The organism is Corynebacterium sp. HMSC074C01, assembly GCF_001814605.1.
In the GTDB taxonomy this organism is placed as follows: domain Bacteria; phylum Actinomycetota; class Actinomycetes; order Mycobacteriales; family Mycobacteriaceae; genus Corynebacterium.
Map to the genome: position 1 here is coordinate 18,936 of NZ_KV817301.1, position 25,629 is coordinate 44,564.

Genomic DNA, 25,629 nt, shown 5'->3' on the forward strand with positions numbered 1-25,629 from the left:
GACCCGCGCGAGGTTGTGCGCTTGGGTCACTTGCCCTCCTGCTCCCGCAGGCGCTTGTCCGACATGACCTTGTGCGCGGCCAGAATGTGGGCGATGGCTTCGTCGATATCGTCGGTGACCAGGAAGAGATCAAGGTCCTCGGGGCTGATGAACCCGCCCTCAGCCAAGGTCTTCTTCATCCACTCCACCAGGCCGGACCAGTATTCGGTGCCCATGAGCACGATGGGATAGTTGGTCACCTTGCCGGTTTGGACCATGCACATGACCTCGAAGAACTCATCCATGGTGCCCATGCCGCCGGGCAGGCAGATGAAGGCCTGCGAGTATTTGAGGAACATGGTCTTGCGGGCGAAGAAGTAGCGGAAGTTAAGCCCCAGATCTACGTAGGGGTTCAGGCCCTGCTCGTGCGGAAGCTCGATGCCCAGACCTACAGACAGCCCTCCAGCCTCGTGCGCGCCGCGGTTGGCCGCCTCCATGATGCCGGGGCCACCGCCGGTGATGACGGCGTACTTGGCCTCCACGAGGCGGCGGCCCAAAGCCACGCCCAACTGATAATTCGGGTCATCCTCCGGGGTGCGGGCAGAGCCGAAAACGGTCACGGCCTTGGGCAGCTTGGCCAGGGCGTCGAAGCCGTCCACGAACTCACCCTGGATACGCAGAACGCGCCAGGGATCGGCGTGCTGCCACTCATGATCCGCGCCGGACTGAAGCAGGCGCTGATCAAAAGTGGAGGACTGCTCTCCAGCAGTGCGCACGAGAAGAGGTCCGCGCAGAGTACGCAGTTGCTCAGGCGTCATGGTGGTCTTATCCCTTCAGGTAGTTCAAGAGTGCGGTCGAGACTTCGGTGATCTGGGTGACGGGTACTTGCTCGTCCTTCTTGTGGGCAAAACCCGGATCACCAGCGCCGAAGTTGACGGCTGGGGTACCCATCTCGGAGAAACGGGCCACATCGGTCCAACCATACTTGGCGCGGACGTTGCCGCCGACGGCGTCGACAAGCGCACGTGCCGCTGGCTGGCCCAAACCGGGCAGGGCGGCACCGGCGATGTCATCGACCTCCACGGTGATGTTCTCGTGCTCGCCGAGGACCTCCATCAGGTGCGCCATCGCCTCCTCGGTGCTGCGGTCGGGGGCGAAGCGGAAGTTGACGAACATCCAGGCCTCATCCGGGATGGTATTGGTGGCCACGCCGGATTCGAGGTGGACGATGTTGAGGCCTTCCTTGTAGGTGCAGCCGTCAATCTCGATGTCGCGGGGCTGGTAGTTGGCCACGTTGAGCATCACCGGCGCCAAGGTGTGCGCCGCGTTGGAGCCGAGCCAGGCGCGGGCTGAGTGCGCACGGGTGCCGTGGGCAGTAACGCGCACGCGGATGGTACCTTGGCAGCCTGCCTCGATCATGGCGCCCGAGGGCTCACCCAGCAGAGCAAGGTCTCCCTGCAGCCACTCCGGGTGATCCTTCTGCAGGTGGCCCAGGCCGTTGAATTCGGTGGCGACCTCCTCGCCCTCATAGGCGATGACCGTGAGATCGTGCTTGAGCTCATCGGAGTTGTACAGCTGCGCAAAAGCGTTGAGGTAGACGGCCATACCGGACTTCATGTCCACGGTGCCGCAGCCATACATGATGCTGCCGTCCTCCGACATGGTGTGGGGCACGTTATCGGCCAGGGGCACGGTATCGATATGACCGGCGAGGACCACGCGGCTTTCAAGGCCCCGGTTCGTCCGGGCACACACGGTGTTGCCGTAGCGTTCCACCTCTACTTTGCTCTGGTCCAGACCACGCAGGGCCTCTTCGACCGCATCGGCGATCGCTTGCTCGTGGTGCGAAGGGCTAGGGATATCCACCAGGGCCTTGGTCAGCTCAATGGGATCGGAGAAGAGATTTAAAGTCACAACCCGCCATGCTAGCGCCCCCGGTTGCTTAGTGCATTGCGTAAAGTACTTCCCGTTGCAAACAATCAACAGCGTTGAAGGTGATTTCCCTATGGCTGCGGCCACTCAACTCAAAACCCGCCACCTCACCATGATGGGCCTCGGCTCCGCGGTGGGGGCGGGCCTCTTCCTAGGCGTCGGCCTGGGCATCCAGGTATCCGGCACCTCCGTCCTTATTTCCTATGCGGTGGCTGGTGCGCTCATCGCCTTGGTGATGTGGATGCTCGGCGAGATGGCCGCCGCCCGGCCTTCGTTGGGTGCTTTCTCTACCTATGCGGGCCAGGCCTTCGGGCCCTGGGCCAGGTTTACATTGGGCTGGATTTACTGGTTCATGCTGGTCATGGTGATGGGCGCGGAGATAACCGGTGCCGCGGCGATTGTCTCCAACTGGTTCGGGGTGGACCCCTGGATTCCCGCGTTAGTCGCCGTGGTCTTTTTCGCCGTGGTCAACTTTGCCGCCGTGGGTGGCTTCGGCGAATTCGAGTTCTGGTTCGCCATCATCAAGGTCGCCACGATTGTGGCCTTCCTGGGCGTCGGCGTGCTCATGGCACTGGGTATCCTGCCGGGCATGGACCTCTCCGTGGCAGGCCACAACTTCACAGAGAACTTCCTCCCCAACGGCGGCCCTGGTTTTGCCGCCGGTTTGCTCGCCGTGGCTTTCGCTTTCGGTGGCATCGAGCTGGTCACCATTGCTGCGGCAGAATCCGAAGACCCAGCCCACAACGTGGCCACTGCCGTGCGCGCCATCATCGTGCGCATCATGGTCTTCTACATCGGCTCCATTTTGGTCATCACCATGGCTTTGCCTTTTAGCTCCATCCAGGACGCCGATGTCGCGGCGGACTCGCCCTTCACGCTGGTCCTCGCCGCCGCGAAGATCCCCTTCGCCGCCGGATTCATGGAAGCCATCATCGCCTTGGCGCTGCTGTCCGCCTTCAATGCGCAGATTTACGCCACCTCCCGCTTGGTCTACGACATGGCCAAGGACCACAGCGCACACCACGTCTTCCTCAAGACCAACGCCTCCGGCTCCCCCATTTACGCGGTGGTGCTCTCCATCATCTTCGCCTTTGCGTCGGTGGTGCTGCAGTACTGGAACCCGCCGGGGCTTCTGGCCTTCCTCTTCAACGCGGTGGGCGGCTGCCTGCTGGTCATCTGGTGTTTCATCGTGGCCTCCTACATCAAGCTGCACCCTCAGATGAAGGCCAACGGCGAACTCACCACGCTGCGTGTTCCGGGCTTCCCGTGGCTGCCTTGGGTCACTGCCCTGGCGCTGGTGGGTCTTACAATTCTCATGCTTTTCGACGCCTCCGCCCGCAACCAAGTCCTCGCCGTCCTCATCCTGACCGTGGCCCTAGTTGTGATCTTCCACCTACTACCGGGTAACTCACGGCGCACGACCGAGGCGTAGCTGCTAGGGTGTGAGCCTATGACTTCAGCATCCGCACGCGGCCTGGCAACCATTACCCACGACGGCACCGTCCTGGACGTCTGGTTCCCCGCAGTTCACACCGATATCTCTGTAGAAGCCAGCGGCACCGAACGCTTGGAGGAGGTTCCGCAGCAGTTCGCTGACCTGGTTGGCCCCGACGAGGAGCGCGGCGTCGCCCGCATTGCGGTGGAGACCTCCATCAAGGACCTTGACGAGGCACCCGCCGACACGTACGACGCGTACCTGCGCCTGCACCTACTCTCCCACCGCGCAGTCAAGCCTCACGGCCTGAATGTGGACGGGATCTTCGGCAAGCTGGCCAACGTAGTGTGGACCAACTACGGCCCCTGCGCGGTTGCTGATTTCCAGATGGTCCGCGGCCGCCTCGCCTCCCGCGGCCCGGTCGTGGTCTACTCCGTCGATAAGTTCCCGCGCATGGTGGACTACGTTGTCCCATCGGGTGTGCGCATTGGCGACGCCGACCGCGTTCGTCTCGGCGCCCACCTCGCGGAGGGCACGACCGTGATGCACGAGGGATTCGTCAACTTCAACGCCGGCACCCTGGGCGCCTCCATGGTCGAAGGCCGCATCTCCGCAGGCGTCGTCGTGGGCGATGGCTCCGATATCGGCGGCGGCGCCTCCATCATGGGCACCCTCTCTGGCGGCGGCAAGGAGGTCATCTCCATCGGTGAGCGCTGCCTGCTCGGCGCAAACTCGGGCGTGGGCATTTCGCTTGGCGACGACTCCGTCGTCGAAGCCGGCCTCTACGTCACCGCCGGCACCAAGATCGCGGTCTTTGGCAAGATTGCTCAGGCACTGGACCTGTCCGAGGGCGAGACCGTCAAAGGCTCTAAGCTCTCCGGTGTCTCCGGCGTGCTGCTGCGCCGCAACTCCGTGACCGGCGCCGTCGAGGCCGTGGAGTGGAAGTCTGAGGCTGTGGCTCTCAACGAGGATCTGCACAAGAACTAAACGCTGCTGCCTGAGGCCCCTGTTTCTGCGGGGGCCTTTTGCGATCGTGGCCTAAGCCTCCGAGGCGCATGCTTCCTGTCCCCGGGCACGCGCCGCTACGGGGCCTCGCCCCGCCCTACCAATTCTCCCCTTATGCCCACTTACCGCTCGCGGCTGCCTACAATGCTAAAGGTGACTGCTCAAAACGATTCCTCACCTAGCTCACTCGGCAGCGGCTTGAAAGTCCGCCACCTGACCATGATGGGGCTGGGCTCCACCATTGGCGCAGGCCTTTTCTTAGGCACCGGCGTTGGCATTTCTGCCGCTGGCCCCGCGGTCCTCTTGGCCTACCTCATCGCGGGTTTCCTTGCCATCTTGGTCATGCAGATGCTCGGTGAGATGGGCACGGTAATCCCCGCATCCGGCTCCTTTTCCGAATACGCCGAGCACGGCATTGGCCGCTGGGCAGGCTTTACGCAGGGCTGGATTTATTGGCTTGCCACCGTCGCCGTCCTCGGCGCGGAAATTACGGGCGCTGCTGGTTTCATCGGCGCATGGTTCGACTGCCCGCCGTGGATCCCCGCGGCCGTCTGCGTGGCACTCTTCGGCACCATCAACCTCCTGCGCGTGCGTTTATTTGGTGAGTTTGAGTACTGGTTCGCCTTCATCAAGGTCGCCGTCATCATTGCTTTCCTTGTCATCGGTGCGCTGCTCATCTTCGGTCTGCTCCCCGGCCACACCTTCATCGGCACGTCAGTCTTCCTTGCCGACGGTTTCATGCCCAACGGCCTTGGCGGCGTGGCCGCCGGCCTGCTCGCCGTGGCCTTCGCCTTCGGCGGCATCGAGGTTGTCGCCATCGCCGCGGCGGAATCCGAGGACCCCGAGAAATCCCTCGTCAACGCGGTACGCACAACCATTACCCGCATTTCGGTGTTCTACCTGGGCTCTGTCCTCGTTATCACCTTCCTCCTGCCCTATTCTTCGCTCGGCTCCGCGCAATCTGCCGCCGAGTCGCCGTTCACCATGGTCTTGGACCGCGCCGGAATCCCAGGCGCTGCGGCCATTATGGAAGTGGTCATCGTCCTCGCGCTGCTCTCTGCTTTCAACGCGCAGATCTATGCTTCCTCCCGCATGATGCACTCGCTGGCTAGCCGCGGTGAAGCCCCCAAGCTCTTCGCGTCGACAGACAGCCGCGGCGTCCCGACTGCGGCCATCGCGTTGTCTGTCATTCTTTCCGCGGTGATGGTTGTTCTCAACTATGCAGATACCGGGTGGCTGCTGTCCTTCATGCTCAACGCCGCTGGAGCCTCGCTGCTCATCGTGTGGGTCTTCATCGCGGTGAGCCAGTTGCGCCTGCGCCCGCAGCTCGAGGCCATCCACCCGCTGCCGGTGCGCATGTGGGCCTACCCTTACCTCACGTGGTTCGCCCTGGCACTCTTTGCAGCTATTGCGGTACTCATGCTTACCGACGCCTCCGCCCGCATCCAGCTCTTCTCCGCCGCCACCATGTTCGCTGTGCTAGCCATCGCCGGCGTCATCAATGCCAAGGCCCGCGGCATCTCCCCTACAGCCCGGCTGCCCTTACCTACCGCAGAGGAACTCAAAACCCGCTAGCCGCTCCTCGCCGCCCTGCTCGCCTCCGCGCCTCTTCTCGCAACCGCGCCCCTTCCTCGCTGTCACTCCACCCCCCTTCGCGCTCACCAGCACACGATGTAGCGCCGTTTCTCCGCTCTCGGTGGCCGGCAAGGGCATACCGCGTGAGCCGTCACCCCGACAAGCGCCCTTCGCGATCACCAACAATGGGCGGGCAATGACAGGCGCCTGCCACCGTGACCGCAAAGGTAGGTGGACCCGAGCGGCGCCTCTTCCCCTCCGCCTCTTCCCTTCACGCTCACGGCTGGGACGTGGGGCGTCGGCAATGGGCACTCGGTGAGCGCGAACGGTGCTCGATGCAATTCCCGGCTCCGATGTAGTTTCCAACCCAGCTCCACCCTTCGCGATCACCGCCGAACGCTCTAGCAGCTAATCAGCGATCCCGGTGAGCGCCAGGGGTAGGGTCCAGGCAGCGGTTCTCTCCACCCCGCCACATCACCACCCGCCCTTCGCGCTCACCAGCGAATGCTTTAAGGGCACAGAATCGATTCCGGTGGCCGCGAAGGGTGGGGCCAGCACCCGTACGAAGGGCGTGGGCCGGGTCGAGCAGCCAGGCTGCGCTATTTGCTACTTGGCGGAGTCCCCAATGGGGCTAACCAAGAGATAATGAAGATGAATGCCGCAGGAAAATTAGCGACACGTCAACATAACCCCCGGAAAACTGGACTTCGAACCCGAGTTATCCACAGGTAGGTAGTTGACTATCGACGCGTCGTGAAGCAATGCATACCTTGAGCTTCATGAAGGCATGGACAACCGCGGAGCTCCGTGAGATGGGACTGAGCAAGGAGGCAATCAGGCGGAAGCTCCGCGCGGGAAAACTCTTTCGTGTGCACCGGGGAATTTACAGCGATGAGTGGTCGCCGCTGGCCGTGGCACGCGCCCTAGCTCACGGGCTGAGTCGAATACATTTCACGGGTAAGACCGCGCGGGAAATTCACTTGGGGCGGAAGTTGACGTTCCCGCTGGAAGCCGAGGGGCCGCGCACGCTCAAAGGGAAGAACTTTCGGGTGACGCATTCACGGCTTTCGGCTACAACCAAGGTGAATGACCTGCCTGTGGTCCAGGTGCTGTGGGCTGCTCGTCGTTTAGCATCTGCTTGCGGGCAGCTGCTGGAAGAACACTATCGAGGCAAGACTGGGCCTGAGCGCTTGAGCAAAGACCAGCGGAGAATGCGTCGAATTCCCCGGCGTTTGAAGGAGACTATTCGTCACACGCCCATCGGCGCGGACAGCGTGCCGGAGCGCCAGCTGAGCCGAAGGCTACGAGCGGACGGGATCTTTCCCGAGCACAACGCGCTCATTGCGAACTACCGCTTTGACCTGAAGATGGGCAAGCTCATCGTCGAGGTCGACGGCTGGGAGCACCACAAAAATAGTCGTGCCTTTCAAGCAGACCGCTCGAAGCAGAACGCCGCGGTGGCTCATGGATATACGGTTTTGCGCTTTACTGCCGACGATATCCGCTACCACCTCGACGATGCCGTACTTCTCATCAAAACCACACTTGAACAGCTCAAAGGGCGTAAACCGAAGCTGCCGGCTGTGGTGATGCAGCCCTTCTGGGAATGGCATGTTTGCATGTAACCCTTGCCTTCATGACAAGTTTTCTTTACACTCAGGCATGTAAGAACGACACACCGTAAAGGAGACCACATGGCCGAGCACCAGAATATGGTCCGCAAATGGCGTCGGTGGCTCGAGATGTCTCAAGCTGACCTCGCTGAACGGGCGGGCGTGTCCCGCCAAACAATTGCCAATATCGAGCGCGGCAACTACTCCCCATCTGTGTACCTAGCTCTCGATATTTGCCGTGAACTAGGAAAGCCCGTCGAAGAAATCTTTGGAGATGAACAACATGATTAACGCCATTGCCAACTACACGCTCCGCGAAATTGATCGCGCCTCCCACGACGAATTCGAACGCGAAACTTGCTACAAGGCCCTCGCCATCAGTGCTTCCCCGACGATGTTCCTCGAACTCGTCGCAGCAGCCATCCTTGCCTGGGTCCTTCCTGGTCAAATGAGCATGCTCTGCTTCCTCGCCATCGCGCCGTCTGTCATCGGCAATGCCATCGGCACAGCATGGCTACGCAAACGCGTCGCTACCCCACTTGCTGGCCGCAACTGGGCTGCAATGGCCGTTTACTTCATACCGGTAATTGCGATTTTCACGGGAGTCGCTTATAACGCCTATGCGCCAGCCGACGGCCACAACCCCACCGCCTATCTAGCCGGCACCGCAGTTGGCGCTATCACTGTCCTAGTCCTCGCCCCATTCATCCGCCGCCTTCAGCACCGCCGCGACCAAGAGCGCCTGGACGCCGAACTCGACGACTAGGCAGCTCTCCCTTCCGTCGCATCCCCCCGCCCTTCGCGCTCACCGCGGACGGCGGGCTTTGCTGTTTGCGGGCGCCAGTGAGCGCGAAGGGTGCAGGGCTTGTCGACGCTCTCCCTTCGCGCTCACCGCATCAGCGAAAAGACCCCACCGGTCGACGCTGGTGAGCGCGAAGGGAGGGGCGGGGCGAAGGTCCGATATTAGGCCGGCTCGGTCTCATGGACCACGACCGGCGCCTTGGGCGTCGAACGGAAGGTCCACAGCTTGTTGAAGATGAAGTTGATCGGCATCGCCACCACGATCGAAATGGCATTGGCCCAGTAATACATCGTGCGGAAGCCCGTCGAGTCATCGAAAATATCGGGCGGCAGCTGCAGCGGCGAGGTCGGATTCATCAGCAGGTACTGCACCGCGAGGGTCACCAAATACGCGCCAATGCCCGTAATGAGGAACGGGAAGAAACCCCGCAACCACGAGACTTTGCTAACGGATTTAAAAGTCCACATGCGGTTGAGCTGGTAATTCCACGTATTCGCAACGAGGAAGGCGATGGTGGAAAAAAGCATGAACCAGCGCACGTGAAACTGGGTGCCGAAGAGGTTGAACATCGCGTCATGCGGCGTAGCGCCGAACCAGGACAATCCACACTTTGCGGCCAGGATTGAAACTGCAATATTGACCAACGCGCCCGAACCGCCAACCAGACCGAACTTAATGAACTGGCCAAAATTCGAGGCAAAGCGAGCAAAGCTCAGATCCGCCATGGACACGCCCTTCGTACAAAATGCTCAATTATAATGAATAAAACTTCGTTTGAGTTTAGTCCCTCATTCAGCGCAAACTAAAACGCACACCGCAATAGCGCCCAATCTCACAGCTGAAACTCCCGTTTGCGGCCGGCAACTGGATCGCTAAAACTCAAAGCGACATGGGAAAGCAGCAGCGGCGTGGAGAAATCATAAAGATCCAAGCCTCGATCCACGGGATAAGTATCATCCCCCACAATCGGATGTCCCAGGTGGTTGAGCACCACGCGAATCTGGTGGGTATGGCCGGTCAGTGGCCAGACATCGGCGACCGCCCCCCGAGCGCGCACCCGAGTCACCGTAGGCGTGCCGGAAGGATCCACGCGGACCTGACGCTCACCACGCACCCGTCGCATGCCCAGCCGCACCGTGCCGTCGAAGGAGAAGGGCACGACCACCTGAGCCCGGTAGTGCTTCACCACCGCACGCTCCTGAAAGAGTTGCTGATACGCAGCGCGCGTGCGGGGGTTGCGCGAGCACAGCACCAGGCCCGACGTCAACCGGTCCAGCCTGTGCAGCGGCACGATGGAGTCCTCCCCGTAATCCACGCGCAGCCGCGTCTGCAGGGTCTCGCGGACGATGCGCCCATTCGACGTCGTGGGCAAGAAATGCGGCTTATCGACGACTATCAGGTCCCCATCCTCATACACCACCCGATAGTCAAAGGGAATAGGCTCTTCGGACGGCACCGAAGGGTGATACCATGCCAGCGTTGGGCCGGGAAGCACAGTGCCCGGTTCTAAGCGAGTACCGGGCGAAAACGCGGAATCGCCCGCCTCACCTGCCCAATAGGTAGGTGAGGCGGGCACGATGCCAGTGAGCATCACCTTACGCGGGCTAATCCCCTCCCGCGCCGGCGGGCGAAAGGCCACTTACTCAGCCAAGCGCGCCACCGCCGCCGCGATGCGCTCGTCCGTACCGTTGAGGCCAATGCGCACGAACTGCTCGCCCGCCGGGCCATAGAAATCACCGGGGGCAACGAGGATGCCACGCTCGGCCAGCCAGTCAACGGTCTCGCGGCAGTTCTCACCGCGCGTTGCCCACAGGTAGAGCCCAGCCTCGGAGTGCTCGATCCTAAAGCCCGCGCCAGTCAGCGCCCGCATGAGATCCACACGGCGCGCGGCGTAGCGTTGGCGCTGGAGGGCTTCGGAGGGGTCGTCGTCAAGCGCGGCGACCATGGCCGCCTGAATGGGGCCTGGAACGATGAGCCCTGCGTGCTTGCGTAGCTCCAGCAGCTCCGCGATGAGCTGGGCATCGCCCGCGAAGAAACCGGCGCGGTAGGAGGCCATGTTCGCACTCTTGGAGAGCGAATGCATGGCGATGAGCCCGGTGCTGTCGCCATCGGTCACGCGCGGATCCAGAATGGACACCGGCAGGTTCTCATCATCCCAGCCCAAGCCCATGTAGCACTCATCCGAGGCCACGATGGCGTTATTCTCGCGCGCCCAGGCGACGATCTCACGCAGCTTCTCGACGCCCAGCACCCGGCCCGTCGGATTCGACGGCGAGTTGATGAACACCAGCGAGGCATCCTGGAAATCCTCGTCGGCGCGCAAGGGCTTGGCACCGGCCAGGAGCGCACCGACTTCATAGGTGGGATAAGCAACCGTCGGGAAAGCCACGGTTTCCCCGCGCATGCCCAGCAAAGTGGGCAGCCAGGCGATGGCCTCCTTGGTGCCGATGACCGGCAGCACCGCGTCCACGTTCATGTTGTAACGGCGCTCAAGCGCCTTCGCGATGGCCTCACGCAACTCCGGGGTGCCCTGAGTCTGCGGGTAACCGGGAGCCTCGGCCGCTGCGGACAGCGCTAGCTGCACGCCAGGGGCAACCGGATCGACGGGGTTGCCCACCGATAGGTCAACGATCCCGTCCGGGTGCGCCTGTGCTTTCTTCTTGGCGTCAGCAAGCGAGTTCCACGGAAAATCCGGGAGTGTGTGTCCAAGCGGCGTGCGGCTCATGGTCTACTCCTGGTTCTGAGGCGGGAGTGCAGCAATCATCGGGACGTCAAAGTCCTGCGGGCCGAGAGCTGCTGCGCCACCCGGGGAGCCGAGATCATCGAAGAAGGCAGCGTTGGCGTCGTTGTAATCCAACCATTCATCCGGGACATCATCTTCGTAGAAGATGGCCTCCACCGGGCACGCCGGCTCACAGGCGCCGCAGTCCACGCACTCGTCCGGGTGGATGTAGAGCATGCGCTTGCCCTCGTAGATGCAGTCGACCGGGCACTCTTCAACGCAGCCGCGGTCCATCACGTCGACGCAAGGCTGCGCGATGGTGTAAGTCATAAGGTGTTTAAACTCCTGTGTGTCACGGGTTTTCTACGACTAACAGTATGCTACTCCGAGGCGAAAAATGGCCAAACGCTACCCGCGATTCCCGCGGCGAACAGCAGCAGGCTGAGAATATTATTGGCCAGCAGGCTGCTATCCCCCATGGCGGCTCCCAGCATGAACGCGAGAAATCCTCCCACCCAGGCCAGCCCTGGCGTACCTGCGATGTAGGGATTCTCACTCCACAGACGCGCTGTGCGGGTCAACACCCCGTTGAACCAGAAGGCGATGAGGATGGTGATGGGAAAGGCCATCCCGGATTCGCCGGGCCACGGCAGGCGCGCGGTGAGATAGACCACCTCGAGTGTCAATGAGCAGAGTGCGCCTAAGACGAGCCACACCAGGCCACCTATTTGCTCGCCACGGGAGAAATCAGTGCGAATGGCGCGCTCGGTCATTTCTCCCCCAGCAATGTTTCCTGCGGCTCCCCCTGGCCAAGCTGGTAGAACTCCTGGCGCAGCAGCGGCATGGTGAGCAGGTTGGACAAGGCATAGGCGGCGGGAACTCGCGCGGGTTCCGTGAGTCCCGCTTGGGCGGCGTGGGGGTTGACGGTGGTGAGGGAGCCGTCGGCAAGCCAGATCTGCGTGGCGTGGGCCAGCATCGCGGCGCGCTTGGCAGCAAGTGCCGCGTCGCTGAGCTCGTAGGTCACATCGCAGCCGGCGTTGGTGAAGTTGTCCAAGTACGCCTTATCCGGCAAGCTCCAGCCCTCCGGAGGCATGACAGCCTCGAGGCCGCGATAGTGCGCGGCACGCTCAAAGACCGCCCACCAGATACGCTGCTCCGGCTCGGCAGCCGCATGCACGGCCTTGTGCACCGCGATGTGGTCGGGGTGCCCGTAGCCGCCGTCCGGTCCATAGGCCAGCACCGCGTGGGGACGCAGCTGTTCTAGGTGGCCGCGCAACAAATCTGCGGCCTCATCCACACGGTTGACCAGGGCCCGCGGATTCTCATGAGCAGGCGAGCCTTCCATCCCGGAATCACGGAAGTGCCCAAAACCGCCCAGCTGGATGCCCTCGATTCCTAAAGCATCGAGCGCGTGCTTGAGTTCCCAGGCGCGGAACCCTCCCAGCTGATCTGTTTCCGCGAGGCCTTGGTAGGGCTCACCGATGATTTCGCCCTCCTCTCCCAGCGTCGCGGTAATCACGGTGACCTCAGCACCGCGCGCGGACAAATCCGCCAGCGTGCCACCGGTAAAGAGCACCTCATCATCCGGGTGAGCGTGAACAGCCACGACGCGGTAGCCCGTGAGATCCTTAATCATCGTCTTTCCTCCACTGCGGTGCGCTAATCAGACCGGAATCCCAGTCCTTAATGCTTTGTCCGGGGCCAACAATACCCTTGCCCAAAGCATGGACTCGCACCTCATTGAGCAGCGGGACGAAGAGCACTTCTTCCCTGTTAAGGTGCCCTACCCGTTCTTCGGCGGCCTCGGAATCCAGCTCACCGGAGAGGATGCCAAGGGCGGTTTCCGCGGAATTGTCTGGGCAGAATCCCGACAGCGTTGCCGCTGGGCGCGTCGGCGTTGCGCACACGAAGTAATTGGCCAAGCTCATCGCGTCGTTTCCGTTCTCATCCCACGCCACCACGGCATCCACCTTGCCCGCCGGAAGCAGGTCGGAGGTAATGGTGGTCAGGCGTTCGGTGACGACCTCCGCGTCGATGGCCTTGGCCTGCAGCACGTCCACGATGGTGGTGGCTGCAGCCAAGGCAGTAGGGTTCTGGGGATCCACACCGATGCGCACGGGCTTGCGTCCTGCCCGCTCCCGCAGCGGGGCAAGCTCCGAGTTGCTGTCGAAGGGATTGTGTCCGGGCTCCAGCTCCGAGGCGCGGCCGGTGGCCAAGCGGGCTATCTGGTCGGTATCCAGAAGCGAGGCTAACGCACGGCGCTGGGGCTGGTCGTTGAGAGCGCCCTCCGCGGCAGACATTTCCAAGCGGAGCTGGCGTTGCCGTGTCACCACACCGGTATTGACATTGCTGAGCAGGCTCAAGTTCTCCAGGGTGGTCTGTTGCGGGGTGAAATCAGCAAAACCGATCTGGCGCGAGCGCAGCATATTCACCGCCTGCGCGGTATCGCGAACCGCGCGCAGCTGGATGACGTCAATATTCGCGGGATCCTCTCCCCAGAAGCGGTCATTGCGGTTGAGAGTGATGATTCCTCGCCCGCGGTCCATGCTTTCCACGAGGTAGCGCCCAGCGGAGGCGGGGATCCCGTCGGCCAGCACTGAAGCGAAATCCCTGTCTTCTAGAAGGTGGGAGGGCATCAGATGGGCAAAAAGTTTGTGCCAGCCTTCGACGCGGTGGTCGAAGTCCACGGTCACCACCCGCCCATTGCCGGAGGTCCGCACAGCCGAGATCGCCCGATAGCCAGAAATATTCTTAGTCCCCGGGGTGCGCATTATCTGGGACCACAAATAGTTAAAGTCGGAACCGCTGATCGGCGTGCCATCAGACCATTGGGCTGGCGCGGCGATGGTATAGCGCACACGCATCGCAACGCCTTCGGGGGCTTCGATCTCCTCGGCAGATTCCAGGACATCCGTGTCCATCTCGGTGCCGTGGAACGCAGAGGGCAGCACTAGCTCCGCAATCTGGTTAACCAGCTCGGAATTGTTTGCCACCAGGTGCGGATTGAGCCCGCCGCGCAGCGGGTCGACCCCGATGGACACGGTGCTGCGCTTCGGCAGAAGGTCTTCTTCGGGTGCTGCTTCAGGTGGCGGGGACGTCGTGCTGGAATTCGTTGGAGTGGCGCTGCGATCATCCTCGTCCACCACCGGCGGCGGGCCAGGGTTAGCCTGGCAGGCCGTCAGCAGAGCGGCTGCGAGGATAACGCTGAGCCGGGGCAGGAAACGGTTCACTCCACACAACCTTTACGTTCTAAAAAACTTTCCCCACCACTGTAGCGGCGCGAGGGGCGCCGCTTAGCGAGCTACTTGTTGAGCTGCTTAGCGCGTGCGGCCGCGCGCTTGCGATCGGTGGCAGAAAGCTCAACCTTGCGCACGCGCAGGACCTTCGGGCCGACCTCGACGCACTCGTCGGTGCCACAGAACTCCAGCGCCTCATCGAGGGACAGGGTCTTGGCCTTGGCCAAGGTCACGGTGGCATCCGCGGTGGCGGAGCGCATGTTGGTCAGCTTCTTTTCCTTGGTGATGTTGATATCCATATCCTCATCACGGTTGTTGGCGCCGACAACCATGCCCTCGTAGGCCTCCATGCCCGGTTCCACGAAGAAGTCACCGCGGTCCGCCAGCTGCTGCAGAGCGTAGGCGGTGATCTGGCCGGAACGGTCGGCCACGAGCGAGCCGGTCGGGCGAGCCTTGATGTCGCCGGCCCAGACGTCGAGGCCGTCGGAGATGGAGTTCGCGATGCCGGAGCCGCGGGTCTCCGTCAGGAACTGGGTACGGAAACCGATGAGGCCGCGGGCCGGGATGCGGAAGACCATGCGGACCCAGTCGCCCTCGCGGACGTCCATGGACTGCATTTGGCCCTTGCGGGTGGCCAGCAGCTGGGTGATGGCACCCTGGTGCTCAGACGGGGAATCGATGGTGAGCATCTCGTAGGGCTCCATGGTCTTGCCATCGATGACCTGGGTAACCACCTGCGGCTTGCCGACGGTCAACTCGAAGCCCTCGCGGCGCATGTTCTCAATGAGCACAGACAGGGCCATCTCGCCGCGGCCCTGAACCTCCCAAGCATCCGGGCGCTCAGTCGGCAGCACCTTGATGGAGACGTTACCGATGAGCTCCTGGTCCAGGCGGGCCTTGACCATGCGGGCGGTGAGCTTATCGCCGCCGCCCTGGCCTGCCATCGGGGAGGTGTTGACACCAATGGTCATGGAGATGGCTGGCTCATCGACCTTGATGCGCGGCAGCGGCTCTGGGTGCTCGACGTCCGCGATGGTGTCACCAATCATGATGTCGGAGATACCGGAGATGGCAACGATGTCACCGGCGATAGCCTCGGTATCCGGCTGACGCTGGAAGCCGACGGTGCGCAGGAGCTCCGCCACCTTGACGGTCTTGGTGTGCATCTCCCCTTCCTCGTCATAGTGCATCCAGGCCACCTGCTGGCCCTTCTTGATGGTGCCGGAGTAGATGCGCAGCAGAGCGATACGGCCGAGGAAGTCATCGGAGTCGAGGTTGGTCACGTGCGCCTGCAGAGGAGCGTCGACCTTGGCGGAGGGCTCGGGGAGGACGTCATAGATGACGTCAAAAAGCGCCTGCAGGTCATCGGCGTTCGGGACATTACCGTTGCCCGGGTTCTCCGTGGAGGCCTTGCCCTCGCGGCCGGAAGCGTAGAGAACCGGCAGATCCAAGAGCTCCTCGGCGGCAGCGGCTGCTTCCTCATCCTCCAAGCCGGCAGCGATTTCCAGAAGCAGGTCCTGGGCCTCGGTGACGACCTCATCGATGCGGGCGTCGGGGCGGTCGGTCTTATTCACGCAAATGATGACCGGCAGCTTCGCCTCCAGAGCCTTGGTGAGCACGAAGCGGGTCTGCGGGAGGGGGCCTTCGGAGGCGTCGACAAGCAGCACAACGCCGTCAACCATCGAGATACCGCGCTCGACCTCGCCACCGAAGTCGGCGTGGCCCGGGGTGTCGATGACGTTGATGATGAGATCCCCGCCGTCCTTACCCAGGCCCTTGCGGTGGATGGCGGTATTTTTCGCCAGAATGGTGATGCCGCGCTCGCGCTCCTGATCGTTGGAGTCCATGACGCGATCCGAGTGTTCGCCATGGTCGCCGAAAGCGCCGGACTGCTCCAGCATGCCGTTGACGAGGGTGGTTTTACCGTGGTCAACGTGCGCGACGATGGCTACGTTACGGAACTCAGTATTACTCACGTGTGGGGTGCTCCTTAAAGCATGATGCGTTAGCGGTATGAACGGCCCTTAAATATACTCTCTAGCCCTTTCATGTGCAGCATCGCGCGTACCATCCCGCAGAGCGCTGCGGGATGTAACAGAATGGTATCAACAGCCGACATACCGCACAGTAGACCTCTGTTTAGAGTTGACTACATCAAAAAAGTGAATATTGTGGCAGCAGATACTATTGTGGCGCATGTGAATTAGTTTCTGCCGTCACGTCCCCCACCCACACACAAGGATTTTCCATGGCCTTTTCCGAACAGCACTCTTCCCGCTCCGCCCGTCGTGGCGTCGCCGGACTTACTGCTGCCGTGATGATGGGCCTACTCAGCATCACGCCCGCGCATGCCGGCGCCCCCGACCTCTCCTCGCTGGTGAACATCCCACAGAGCAGTAGCCCGCTGGACAGCCTCGGCCGTCCCACCCCGGAGACACAGGAGCGTGTTCGCGCTTTCGCGGCACAGCCATGGATCCCGCAGGAGGCCCGCAGCGCCATCCTCACCGCACTTAATTTCACCGCCGGTGAAGGCGGCGAGGGCGGCGTAGCCATGCCGGAAGGAAATAACCCCGGCTTCCGCCAGTTCTACTGGCCCACGGTCTCCGCGCAGTGCATCGGCGGGCAGGGCGATTCGGTTGGCTCCGCTATCGCCGTGCCCGGCCCGACCGACATGCCGGCCCCAGGTGCAGGCGAAGGCGAAACCGTCTTCCTCTTCACCGCGCTGGGTACCCCGACCGCCGCTGAAGAGCAGGGCGCCATGCACGTCCAGTGGTTCAACTTGGACACCTTCCAGTTCGGCACCACTCCCCTGTTCAACAACGGCATCAACACCGATGGACCCACCACGGTCTCGGGCCGTGCAACGACTGGCAAGGGCACCGTCGTGGCGGTCCTCTCTGGTGCGGTCAACACTGCTGAATCCTCGTGTTCCTTCCCACCTACCGCGGCTTACCTCGAGGTGAACTAATGAGCACTGACCTGCACCCAGTCAAGCAAGAGACCTTCAATACCGCCGACAACATCAATGTCGACCCGAAAGGTTTCCAGCGCGAGGTAGACACCTACCGGGTCACCGACTTTGGCCTCTACATGGCCCGCGGTGCTAACCACCCGCGCTTCGGCTACCTCGAGTCTTGGCTGCTGCCGGACCTTGGCCTGCGCGCCAACATCTTCCACTTCCGCGAGGGTGTGGATGTGCACCAGGACTTCTACATCGACGTTGCCGATATCGACATTGACGGGGACGTGTGGACCACCCGCGATCTCTACGTCGACTTGGTCTCCACCTCCGGCGAGCCGGTCGATGTACTCGACATCGACGAGCTAGCCGCCGCCACCTCCAACGGCCTCATCAGTGCCGAGGAAGCTGAGCGCGCCATGGAGCGAACCCTGACCGCCGTCGAAGGCATTACGCGCTACGGCGATGACGCCATGAATTGGCTGCGTACGCTGGGCATGGACCTTACTTGGGCAGAAAATGTGGAGCTCGTTCCTGCCGAGTAACCTAGGGTGAGTACTTCTCCCCTATCTTAAAGGATGTGAGCCATGGCCGGTGGCCTCTATGCCCTGCTTGACGACGTCGCCCTGATCGCCCGCTCCGCTGCCTCCAGCGTCGACGACGTGGCAGCTTTGGCCGGAAAGACTTCGGTGAAAGCCGCCGGAGTCGTTGTCGATGATGCCGCCGTCACGCCCCAATATGTCCAGGGCGTCAAGCCGCAGCGTGAGCTGCCGATGATTTGGCGTATCACCAAGGGCTCGCTGATCAACAAGCTCGTCATCATCCTGCCGATCGCGCTCATCCTGTCGTGGATCGCGCCCTGGGCGCTCACCCCCATCCTCATGTGCGGTGGTGCTTACCTGTGCTTCGAGGGCGCAGAGAAGATCTTCCATGCTGTCCTCCACCGCGGTGAGAAGGACGAACAGACCGTGGAAGAAAAGGGCCCCGATGCCGAGGACTCCCTGGTCAAGTCCGCTATCACCACGGACCTTATCCTCTCAGCCGAAATTATGGTGATTTCCCTTAACGAGGTCATCGACCAACCATTCTGGCTGCGCCTGGGCGCCTTGGTCACCGTTGGTGTCCTCCTCACCTTGGGCGTCTACGGCGCCGTTGGACTGCTAGTCAAAATGGATGACATCGGCGTGGCCCTGCTCAAGCGCCACGATGGTGACTCTGCCCTGGGCACCGCGTTGGTGAAGGGCATGCCCATTGTGCTCAATATCATCGGCATCATCGGTACCGCCGCCATGCTGTGGGTCGGCGGCCACATCGTGGTCAAGGGCCTGAGCGAATTCGGCGCCGAGCAGCCTTATGGCTTTATCCACCACGTGACCGAGAGCATCAACAACGGCGTCCTCGCCTGGTTGGCGGACACCGGTTTGTCCATGTTGTGCGGCTTTATTTTGGGCGCCGTTATCGTCACCATCATCATGGCGGTCAAGGCCACCGCGGAGCGCGTTAAATAAACATCGCGAGCGACACTGCCATGACCGCCATACCGGCGATAAGGCCGTAGATGGCACAGTGGTGTTCGCCGGTCTCCTCCGCCGTGGGCAAGAGCTCATCGAGGGAGATGAACACCATGATGCCGGCGATGACGGCGAAGCTGATGCCGAAAGTCATCGGCCCGATAAACGGCATCAGCAGCGCGAAGCCGATGAGAGCGCCGAGGGGCTCGGCCAAGCCCGATAGCGTGGCCCACCAGAAGGCTTTCTTGCGTGACCCCGTTGCGCTGCGCAGGGGTACCGCCACCGCAATGCCCTCGGGGTGTTGTGGATGGCAATAGCTACGGCAACGGGAATAGCAATCTCTGGGGCTTCCAGGCCCGAGAGGAACGTGGCGAAGCCCTCGGGGAAATTGTGGATGGCCAGCGCGAAGGCAGTGAACATGCCGGTCTTCATCAGCCTCTTGCGGCGTGCTTCTTCCTCAGTGGTGGCCGGCTCGTGCGGGTTGATCTCCTCCGGCACGAGGCGGTCAATGATGGCGATAATCGCAATGCCCGCGAAGAAGGCCCCCATCATCGTCCAGGTGGCGCGCGCCTCGTCCCCGAGAGTGCTCTCTAGCTTCTTCAGGGCCTCCGGCAGGATTTCCATGAAGGAGACGTAGAGCATCACGCCCGCGGACAAACCCAGGGCAGCCGCCATGAACTTCGGGCCGGGCTCGCGCTTGCCGACGGCTAGGGCGCCACCGATAGACGTCGACAAGCCAGACAGCAGCACGAGGCTGAAAGCGAAGGCAATGGTGGCTAAGTCCATAGTGGGAAACTATAGCTTGTCGGAGTTCTCCTCTGGGGGTAGCACCAGTGACTCGCCATCCTTCACGGTTGGATCATCGTCAGTGTATTCGCCGGTTTCATAGTCATAGCCCACCGCGTGGCCTTCTTCATCCGTGCGTGCGTACCATTCGGTGACTTCCGCTGCGGTGGAATCGAACTCCGCACCGGTGGCGTAATCGGAGTCAACCGCAGTCGGCTCAATGGTTAGCGCGAAGTTATCGCCGTGCTCGCGCACGCCATGGATGACGGCGTTGGAAATTGCCTGATCCTCGTAAAAGGTACGGATGGCCGCGGGGTCGTGCCGCAATTCTCGAATCAGCGCGATGCACATGAGCACAATGATGACCGCGAAAGGCAGAGCCGTCACGGTAATAAGGTTCTGCAGGCCTTGCAGGGCATTGCGGCCGCCCGCGAGAAGAATCACTACGGCGATTCCCGCCATACACATGACCCAGAAGATGGTGACCCCGGGCTTCGGCTTAGGGTTGCCGCGTTGCGTGAGCTGTGAATTCACGATGGACGCGGAATCCGCCGTGGTGATGAAGAAGACGATGAGCATGACGAGCACGAGCGGCGCCATGATCTGCGACCCCGGCAGGTGATCCAGAACGGTGAAGAAGATATCTTCTGCAGGCGGCATGGAATCAATCGTCCCATCGGGAGCAATATCTCCGTCGCGACGCTGCAGCCAGATTGTCGTTCCGCCCAGGATGGTGAAAGCACACACGATGATGGCGGAAGGAATAAGCAAGACGCCCACAATGTACTGGCGGATGGTACGCCCGCGCGAGATCTTGGCCACGAACACGCCAACGAAGGGCGCCCAGGACACCCACCAGGCCCAGTAGAACGTGGTCCACGAGGACAGGAACGACACCATCTCTTCGCCTTGTCCCATGTTGGCGGAGAGCATGCTCGGCATCTCATCGAGGTACTCAATGATGACGGCGGGCAGCATGTTGGCCAGGAAGGCGGTGGGCCCCACGACAAAGAAGAAGACCGCGAGCCCGAGCGCCAAGACAAGGTTGATGTTGGATAGCCAGCGGATTCCTTTCGATACACCCGAGACCGCGGAGAAGATCGTGCCGATGGACAGCACTATGATGATGACCAGCGCCGCCGTGTTGCCCGTGGTTGACCAGCCGCTGACGATTTCCACGCCGCGACTGATCTGCAAAGCTCCAATACCGAGCGTTGCCGCGGTGCCAAAAAGTGTGGCGATGATTGCTAGCCCGTCGATGATGCGCGCGGGCATGGAGTCCGTCTCGCGGTTGCCAAAAAGCGGCATGAGGATAGAACTCATCAACGGCACTCGCCCGCGGCGGTAGGACACGTAGGCCACACACAGTCCGACGATGGCATAGATTGCCCACGCATTGATTCCCCAGTGCATCGCTGCTTGAGCCATCGCACCCATGACGGCTTCATCGCTGGCGGCCTCATAAGCGCCGGGCCGGGGTGACAGGTAGTAGCTCAGCGGCTCAAAGGGGCCGAAGAAGATAATTCCGATGCCGATGCCGGCTCCAAAGAGCATCGCTGCCCAGCTCACAGTAGAGAACTCCGGCTTCTCTCCATCCACGCCCAAGGGAATTTTTCCGTATTTGGAAAAAGCGAGGATGAGGAGCAAGAACATAAGGAATGTTGCCAGCGTGGTAAAGATCCATCCCAGGTTGCGCATGACCCAATCCAAGGCCGCGGAGGAGGCAGTGAAAACCTGCTCGGGCGCGATGACGCCCCAGGCAACGAATGCCACAATGAGTCCGCCCACGACGATCAAAATGGGTTTGTCCACCCCATACTTCACCTTTTGGTCTTCGATGGACACGCCCGGAACCAAGGCGGGATGGATGTTGTGCGGATAGATAATATCTTTAAGAATCCGCTTAGCCTCGCGCGTACGCTTCTTGCTCTGATCGGTATTGTTCACCGAACTACGAGAATCAGCCGTGATGGGTCTTCACTCCTTATTCGATATGTTGTTGTTTAAGTCTTCTATCGACCGTATCGGAGATCCGGCTCCTGCGTAAGCTTGAGACAAGTCCGTCGATTCCCATCTGACCCACGAGGTGACTGACGCAACTATGGCGCTGTATCCGCTAGCTCCTTCTTATTTTGGTGTCGAGCACGTCGCGGTTCTTGAGCACGTGAACTTCTCCACCGCGTTGAGCATCCCTGGGTTGGCGCAGGAGCCTGCGCTCGTCGACGTTTCCTTGCTCCCCGACCCCACCACCGGGGGCTGGCGCGTACATTCAGCTTTCGGTTTCTTGGGTTCACTCGATGGCGAGGAGTCCGCAGAGTATCCCGCCCTGAATCGACTGCGCACGGCGGCGATGAACCCGGCGACGCATGCCACCGTCGACATTGTCGACGGTGAGGTGGAGATCGCCCTCGCCTTGGGGCTCGACCCGTGGATGGTTCCCGCCAACAACCAACCGGCGGGTACCGCGCTGCTCAACGGCGGACAGGGCGCGCTTGTTCGCGTCGCGGAAGGCGAGCTCACCGCATATCAGCTCCGCACGATGGGCACGGAACAGTTCTTCGTGACGCTCGTGCTTCTCGACGACACCGTCCTCGCCACCCACGACAACCTCGTCCTCGGTCCGTGCGCGGGGCTCTCCGATGCCCCAGCGCTGGCCGCCGCGTTCGCGGCCGCCACCCAATCCGGTGCCTCCCTTGCCGCCCGTGCTTATGCTGCCGCGGGCCGCATCGCAGTGGACCTTCCGATAGACCCCGCCGAGCTCTTCGCCCCCGCAGTCCCGCCGTTGCCGATCGACCCGAACAAGCCTGCTATCCCGCCAGTGCTCAACCCCAATGCCGATTGGGAGTTCACTGCCCCGGCCGATCCCCTTGCCTCACCGCTGCCGGCCGGTCCACGCGCCTTCGCGTCCCCCAAAGACACCTTTAACTGGCACCTTATGCGCTTAACCTAATACACTGACCTGGGATTTCTCCGAAATCCGGCCACAAATGGTGCCGTTACTTTGGTTCCTTTGCCCCTGCCGCGCGCACGAATCGCTTTCCGTCGACTAGGCGCGTCGCCCCCGTGGCGTCGAGGTGCTCCAGCACCGGGATGGCAACCCGGCGCGTCGTTCCAAGTACCTTGCGCGCCTCCGAGAGGGTGAAGGGCTGTTCCAACTGTGAGACCACGGCGAGTGCCTCGCGCGGAGCTGAAGGCAGAAGCACCACACCGTTGGCCAGCCGGAGCAGGCGACCGGCGCGTTCAGCAGCGGCCAGCTCTTTCGGTCCCAGTCCCAGCTCTTTGAGGTCTTCCGCTTCCGGGGCAGCAAAGGGGTCCTCGCGCAGTCGCCGCTCGAGCTCCGCCACTCCCCTCTCCGCGGGGCCGAGGTCGACGGTCTGCCCGGGCATGCGCAGCACGCCATCAACTGTCTCGAGCTTGGCAGCTGCTACCGCTAGGCCTAACAAGGCCGGCTCGGTCAGTCCCAGTGCATCCATGGCCGCTGCCTTCGTCAGCCCCGGGGAGAGCGGATTCGCCTCGGCATGGGCTTCCACAGCCTGAATCAAAGCCCCTTTCCACGCAGTGACCTGACTGGCGGCGATCCACCAGTCGCGGAACTCAATGACTCCCGCCGGCTTCTCTGCCACAGAAAAGCCGTCGCGCACAAGACCACGCAGCTCCGCGTAGCCACAGCGCTTGAGCCACTGGGCCGGGTTCGTTGCTTCTAAAGCTTCTAGCTCAACAGCGCGCTTCTTGGCATCACCGCGCCTATTTAATTCAGCTGGGTGCACATCCACCACTTCTAAACCGGCCACGACGTGCCGCCCGCCCGGACTGCGCACCACAAACCTATCGAGCAAAGTAAGCGGTAACGGGCTTTCCAGAGTCAACCGCGCGAACTCACCTCTTAAAGGCCGCAGCCGCGCGCCCACTCCCGCGGTGCCGATGTGCACCACGAGGTTCTGCGGAAGCTCGCTCATGTCAGTACCGAACGTTCGCCGCACATCCACGGTGTCGAGCACACGCCAGCACCCAGGGCTAAGCAAAGCATCTCCGCGATGAACCTGGTCCGCAGCCACCCCGCGCAAGTTGAGCGCCACGCGCGTGACGGGTGCAGCGCTGTCCACTGCCTTGTTCTCACTGTGCACCCCACGCACCGTGACGCGTTGCCCACTGAGCTCAAGGCCATCGCCTACCGAAACCGTCCCGGCCGCCAGCGTTCCCGTCACCACGGTTCCAGCGCCCTTCACGCTGAAGGCGCGATCCACCCACAACCGCACGCGCGCCTGCGGATCCGACGTGGGCATACCGGCGAGAACCCGGTCCAGTTCGGCACGCAGCTTCTCCACGCCCTCGCCGGTCTTCGCCGAGACTTCGACTACGGGAGCGTCGGCAAGCGCTGTTCCAGCCAGTTCTGCTTTGACCTGCGCGGCTACCTCTGCCCGGCGGGCAGTATCAGCCCTATCAGCACGAGTCAGCGCCACCACGCCGTGCTCGATTCCCAGGGCACGCAACGCGTCACGATGATCGGTGGACTGCGCCTGCCAGCCTTCATCGGCCGCCACCACAAAGAGAACCACCGATGCCGGCCCCACCCCGGCCAGCATGTTGCCCAAGAACTTCTCGTGCCCCGGCACATCGACAAATGCGACGTCCGCGCCCGAGCCCAGCCTCGTCCACACAAATCCTAAATCGATGGTCAATCCGCGCCGCTTTTCTTCCTCCCAGCGGTCCGGTTCCATCCCCGTCAGCGCCTTGACCAGGCTCGACTTGCCGTGATCCACGTGCCCCGCAGTGGCCACTACATACACCTAGATCACCGCCCGCAATGCCGCGATGAGCTCGGCATCCTGTGCCTCCGGCACACACCGCACATCCACCAGGCAGCGCCCCTGATTCACGCGCGCCACCACAGGAGGCTCACCCAACCGCAACGGCCGTGCCAACTCCTCTGGCAACGCCACGGCCCACCCCGGTAGCGGCACCTCGGGTGCCCCGCCACCGCCGACGCGTCCGGCGTGTTCGACGACCTCACCGCCAACTGCCGCTGCCACCTTCTCCGTGCGCTCGCGGTGGCGCTGCGGATCAATGTGGAGCGCGTCCTGCACGGCGTTGGAGGGCGTGGACAGAGAGGCCTCGAGCGCGTTGAGCCGTAGCTTATCGATGCGCACCGCCCGCGCCAACGGATCTTTCTTGCACGCAGTAATCGCTTCCTTTGCACCGACGAGCACCCCGGCCTGCGGGCCGCCGAGCAGCTTATCCCCTGAAAAGAGGACAACGTCGGCGCCATCGCGAAGAGCCTCGCTGGCGGAGGGTTCTGCCGGCAGCGCGTCATCTGGTCTAAGCAACCCCGAACCGATATCCACGATGAGCGGCAAGTCGGTGAGCGCACGAAGCTCAGCAACCGATACCGAAGAAGTGAACCCACTGATCAGGAAGTTGGAGGGATGCACCTTCAAGATGGCTCCCGTGTCCTCCCCCATCGCCCGCTCATAGTCCGCCAGGTGAGTGCGGTTCGTAGCGCCGACCTCGCGCAAGCGGGTGGCCGTGGACTCGATGAGCTCGGGCAAGCGGAATCCCGCGCCAATCTCGATGAGCTCACCGCGGGAGATGATGACTTCCTTGCCAGGGGCCAAGGCCGCCGTAGCCAACAGCAGCGCGGAGGCACCGTTGTTCACTATCAGCGCATCCTCCGCGCCGGGGCATGCAGCCAATACCGCATCAACGGCCGCGCGGCCCCTATCTCGTGAGCGCAGGCCGCTGTCCAGATCCATCTCAACGTCCGTATACGATGCCGCGGACACTAGCGCATCTACCGCTGCCGGCGGTAAAGGAGCCCTGCCCAAGTTCGTGTGGATGATGACGCCAGTGGCGTTGATGACGTGGCGCAAGGAATATGGCTGCACAGCATCGAGCCTGGTGGCCAGCTCCTCCTCAATCTGGGAGGGGGCGAGGGAGCCGGAGCGGGCGTCGGCAAGCACGGCGTCGATGATCCCGCGCACCGAGTGCGGCGCCAGGCGGTGGTGGGCATCCTGCACCGCCGGGTACTGGAGGATCTCATCCATCTTCGGGATAAAGCGGCGGGGGTCAGTCATCAA

At 62.3% G+C, this 25,629-nt stretch carries 23 protein-coding genes and 1 pseudogene; 10 read left to right on the top strand and 14 right to left on the bottom strand.

What is annotated here, in order from left to right; translation table 11 throughout:
- Positions 1–26 precede the first annotated feature (26 nt).
- Both HMPREF2978_RS11585 and dapE read right to left on the bottom strand, forming a co-directional pair.
- Positions 27–797, bottom strand: a complete 771-nt coding sequence (locus HMPREF2978_RS11585; protein WP_070528970.1) for an LOG family protein — start codon at positions 795–797, stop codon at positions 27–29.
- A gap of 7 nt (positions 798–804) precedes the next feature.
- Complete coding sequence (gene dapE / locus HMPREF2978_RS11590) at positions 805–1,893, bottom strand: succinyl-diaminopimelate desuccinylase (RefSeq protein WP_070528975.1); 1,089 nt, start codon at positions 1,891–1,893, stop codon at positions 805–807.
- A 91-nt stretch (positions 1,894–1,984) separates the two neighbouring features.
- Between dapE and HMPREF2978_RS11595 the strand changes: the two genes are divergently transcribed.
- The 6 genes from HMPREF2978_RS11595 (at position 1,985) to HMPREF2978_RS11620 (ending at position 8,305) form a co-directional block, all read left to right on the top strand.
- Positions 1,985–3,343 carry an amino acid permease gene (locus HMPREF2978_RS11595; RefSeq protein ID WP_070745655.1) on the top strand — a complete coding sequence of 453 codons (1,359 nt, stop codon included), beginning with the start codon at positions 1,985–1,987 and terminating at the stop codon, positions 3,341–3,343.
- 18 nt (positions 3,344–3,361) lie between these two features.
- On the top strand, positions 3,362–4,333 hold the full coding sequence (dapD, locus tag HMPREF2978_RS11600) for a 2,3,4,5-tetrahydropyridine-2,6-dicarboxylate N-succinyltransferase (RefSeq protein WP_070528981.1): 972 nt from the start codon (positions 3,362–3,364) through the stop codon (positions 4,331–4,333).
- A 162-nt stretch (positions 4,334–4,495) separates the two neighbouring features.
- Entirely contained in the window at positions 4,496–5,926 is a 1,431-nt protein-coding gene (locus HMPREF2978_RS11605; protein WP_070528984.1) for an amino acid permease, read from the top strand.
- A 779-nt stretch (positions 5,927–6,705) separates the two neighbouring features.
- Positions 6,706–7,551, top strand: coding sequence for a type IV toxin-antitoxin system AbiEi family antitoxin domain-containing protein (locus HMPREF2978_RS11610; protein ID WP_070745821.1), 846 nt, complete (start codon positions 6,706–6,708; stop codon positions 7,549–7,551).
- A gap of 69 nt (positions 7,552–7,620) precedes the next feature.
- On the top strand, positions 7,621–7,830 hold the full coding sequence (locus HMPREF2978_RS13370) for a helix-turn-helix transcriptional regulator (protein ID WP_070528987.1): 210 nt from the start codon (positions 7,621–7,623) through the stop codon (positions 7,828–7,830).
- Positions 7,823–8,305 carry a hypothetical protein gene (locus HMPREF2978_RS11620; protein WP_070745657.1) on the top strand — a complete coding sequence of 161 codons (483 nt, stop codon included), beginning with the start codon at positions 7,823–7,825 and terminating at the stop codon, positions 8,303–8,305. Before HMPREF2978_RS13370 ends, HMPREF2978_RS11620 begins: the two co-directional genes overlap by 8 nt.
- Positions 8,306–8,502: 197 nt before the next feature.
- Here HMPREF2978_RS11620 and HMPREF2978_RS11625 read toward each other — a convergent pair whose 3' ends face one another.
- From HMPREF2978_RS11625 to typA, 8 genes are all read right to left on the bottom strand, one after another.
- Positions 8,503–9,066, bottom strand: coding sequence for a GtrA family protein (locus HMPREF2978_RS11625; RefSeq protein WP_070528995.1), 564 nt, complete (start codon positions 9,064–9,066; stop codon positions 8,503–8,505).
- Positions 9,067–9,173: 107 nt separating this feature from the next.
- Positions 9,174–9,932, bottom strand: a complete 759-nt coding sequence (locus tag HMPREF2978_RS11630; protein ID WP_210398349.1) for a pseudouridine synthase — start codon at positions 9,930–9,932, stop codon at positions 9,174–9,176.
- 48 nt (positions 9,933–9,980) lie between these two features.
- On the bottom strand, positions 9,981–11,066 hold the full coding sequence (dapC, locus tag HMPREF2978_RS11635) for a succinyldiaminopimelate transaminase (RefSeq protein ID WP_070529002.1): 1,086 nt from the start codon (positions 11,064–11,066) through the stop codon (positions 9,981–9,983).
- Between the two features lie 3 nt (positions 11,067–11,069).
- A complete protein-coding gene (fdxA, locus tag HMPREF2978_RS11640; RefSeq protein ID WP_005327491.1) occupies positions 11,070–11,393 on the bottom strand; it encodes a ferredoxin in 324 nt (107 codons plus the stop codon).
- A 50-nt stretch (positions 11,394–11,443) separates the two neighbouring features.
- The gene (locus tag HMPREF2978_RS11645; protein ID WP_070745661.1) at positions 11,444–11,836 is read right to left on the bottom strand and encodes a hypothetical protein; all 393 of its coding nucleotides are present in this window, start codon (positions 11,834–11,836) and stop codon (positions 11,444–11,446) included.
- Positions 11,833–12,699 (bottom strand): PIG-L family deacetylase, encoded by an 867-nt coding sequence (locus tag HMPREF2978_RS11650; protein WP_070745663.1) that lies wholly within the window; start codon positions 12,697–12,699, stop codon positions 11,833–11,835. Before HMPREF2978_RS11650 ends, HMPREF2978_RS11645 begins: the two co-directional genes overlap by 4 nt.
- Positions 12,692–14,293: an ABC transporter family substrate-binding protein gene (locus HMPREF2978_RS11655; protein ID WP_070745665.1), complete on the bottom strand. Its 1,602-nt coding sequence runs from the start codon at positions 14,291–14,293 to the stop codon at positions 12,692–12,694. The genes HMPREF2978_RS11650 and HMPREF2978_RS11655 overlap by 8 nt, the downstream gene beginning before the upstream one ends.
- 71 nt (positions 14,294–14,364) lie before the next feature.
- On the bottom strand, positions 14,365–16,275 hold the full coding sequence (gene typA, locus HMPREF2978_RS11660) for a translational GTPase TypA (protein ID WP_070529025.1): 1,911 nt from the start codon (positions 16,273–16,275) through the stop codon (positions 14,365–14,367).
- Between the two features lie 272 nt (positions 16,276–16,547).
- Between typA and HMPREF2978_RS11665 the strand changes: the two genes are divergently transcribed.
- From HMPREF2978_RS11665 to HMPREF2978_RS11675, 3 genes are read left to right on the top strand one after another with little or no spacing between them, the layout of a single operon-like run.
- On the top strand, positions 16,548–17,267 hold the full coding sequence (locus tag HMPREF2978_RS11665; RefSeq protein WP_070745667.1) for an Rv1157c family protein: 720 nt from the start codon (positions 16,548–16,550) through the stop codon (positions 17,265–17,267).
- Complete coding sequence (locus HMPREF2978_RS11670; RefSeq protein WP_070529033.1) at positions 17,267–17,803, top strand: ribonuclease FAU-1 family protein; 537 nt, start codon at positions 17,267–17,269, stop codon at positions 17,801–17,803. Before HMPREF2978_RS11665 ends, HMPREF2978_RS11670 begins: the two co-directional genes overlap by 1 nt.
- Before the next feature lie 42 nt (positions 17,804–17,845).
- On the top strand, positions 17,846–18,766 hold the full coding sequence (locus HMPREF2978_RS11675) for a DUF808 domain-containing protein (protein ID WP_070745668.1): 921 nt from the start codon (positions 17,846–17,848) through the stop codon (positions 18,764–18,766).
- Here HMPREF2978_RS11675 and zupT read toward each other — a convergent pair.
- Both zupT and HMPREF2978_RS11685 read right to left on the bottom strand, forming a co-directional pair.
- Positions 18,759–19,555 (bottom strand): annotated as a pseudogene (gene zupT / locus HMPREF2978_RS11680) (zinc transporter ZupT). The gene HMPREF2978_RS11675 and the pseudogene zupT sit on opposite strands and share 8 nt — an antisense overlap.
- Positions 19,556–19,564: 9 nt before the next feature.
- Entirely contained in the window at positions 19,565–21,502 is a 1,938-nt protein-coding gene (locus HMPREF2978_RS11685) for a BCCT family transporter (RefSeq protein WP_070745670.1), read from the bottom strand.
- Positions 21,503–21,656: 154 nt separating this feature from the next.
- Here HMPREF2978_RS11685 and HMPREF2978_RS11690 point away from each other — a divergent pair, with 154 nt between their 5' ends.
- The gene (locus HMPREF2978_RS11690; RefSeq protein WP_070745672.1) at positions 21,657–22,505 is read left to right on the top strand and encodes a hypothetical protein; all 849 of its coding nucleotides are present in this window, start codon (positions 21,657–21,659) and stop codon (positions 22,503–22,505) included.
- Between the two features lie 46 nt (positions 22,506–22,551).
- Here HMPREF2978_RS11690 and selB read toward each other — a convergent pair whose 3' ends face one another.
- Complete coding sequence (selB, locus tag HMPREF2978_RS11695) at positions 22,552–24,342, bottom strand: selenocysteine-specific translation elongation factor (RefSeq protein WP_070529050.1); 1,791 nt, start codon at positions 24,340–24,342, stop codon at positions 22,552–22,554.
- Positions 24,343–25,626 carry an L-seryl-tRNA(Sec) selenium transferase gene (gene selA, locus HMPREF2978_RS11700; protein ID WP_198531058.1) on the bottom strand — a complete coding sequence of 428 codons (1,284 nt, stop codon included), beginning with the start codon at positions 25,624–25,626 and terminating at the stop codon, positions 24,343–24,345.
- Between the last annotated feature and the right edge of the window lie 3 nt (positions 25,627–25,629).

Coding starts and splice junctions, on each gene's coding strand:
- HMPREF2978_RS11585 (WP_070528970.1), bottom strand. CDS start 797: ATGACGCCTGAGCAACTGCGTACTCTGCGCGGACCTCTTCTCGTGCGC.
- HMPREF2978_RS11595 (WP_070745655.1), top strand. CDS start 1,985: ATGGCTGCGGCCACTCAACTCAAAACCCGCCACCTCACCATGATGGGC.
- dapD (WP_070528981.1), top strand. CDS start 3,362: ATGACTTCAGCATCCGCACGCGGCCTGGCAACCATTACCCACGACGGC.
- HMPREF2978_RS11605 (WP_070528984.1), top strand. CDS start 4,496: ATGCTAAAGGTGACTGCTCAAAACGATTCCTCACCTAGCTCACTCGGC.
- HMPREF2978_RS11610 (WP_070745821.1), top strand. CDS start 6,706: ATGAAGGCATGGACAACCGCGGAGCTCCGTGAGATGGGACTGAGCAAG.
- HMPREF2978_RS13370 (WP_070528987.1), top strand. CDS start 7,621: ATGGCCGAGCACCAGAATATGGTCCGCAAATGGCGTCGGTGGCTCGAG.
- HMPREF2978_RS11620 (WP_070745657.1), top strand. CDS start 7,823: ATGATTAACGCCATTGCCAACTACACGCTCCGCGAAATTGATCGCGCC.
- HMPREF2978_RS11625 (WP_070528995.1), bottom strand. CDS start 9,066: ATGGCGGATCTGAGCTTTGCTCGCTTTGCCTCGAATTTTGGCCAGTTC.
- HMPREF2978_RS11630 (WP_210398349.1), bottom strand. CDS start 9,932: ATGCTCACTGGCATCGTGCCCGCCTCACCTACCTATTGGGCAGGTGAG.
- dapC (WP_070529002.1), bottom strand. CDS start 11,066: ATGAGCCGCACGCCGCTTGGACACACACTCCCGGATTTTCCGTGGAAC.
- fdxA (WP_005327491.1), bottom strand. CDS start 11,393: ATGACTTACACCATCGCGCAGCCTTGCGTCGACGTGATGGACCGCGGC.
- HMPREF2978_RS11645 (WP_070745661.1), bottom strand. CDS start 11,836: ATGACCGAGCGCGCCATTCGCACTGATTTCTCCCGTGGCGAGCAAATA.
- HMPREF2978_RS11650 (WP_070745663.1), bottom strand. CDS start 12,699: ATGATTAAGGATCTCACGGGCTACCGCGTCGTGGCTGTTCACGCTCAC.
- HMPREF2978_RS11665 (WP_070745667.1), top strand. CDS start 16,548: ATGGCCTTTTCCGAACAGCACTCTTCCCGCTCCGCCCGTCGTGGCGTC.
- HMPREF2978_RS11670 (WP_070529033.1), top strand. CDS start 17,267: ATGAGCACTGACCTGCACCCAGTCAAGCAAGAGACCTTCAATACCGCC.
- HMPREF2978_RS11675 (WP_070745668.1), top strand. CDS start 17,846: ATGGCCGGTGGCCTCTATGCCCTGCTTGACGACGTCGCCCTGATCGCC.
- HMPREF2978_RS11690 (WP_070745672.1), top strand. CDS start 21,657: ATGGCGCTGTATCCGCTAGCTCCTTCTTATTTTGGTGTCGAGCACGTC.
- selA (WP_198531058.1), bottom strand. CDS start 25,626: ATGACTGACCCCCGCCGCTTTATCCCGAAGATGGATGAGATCCTCCAG.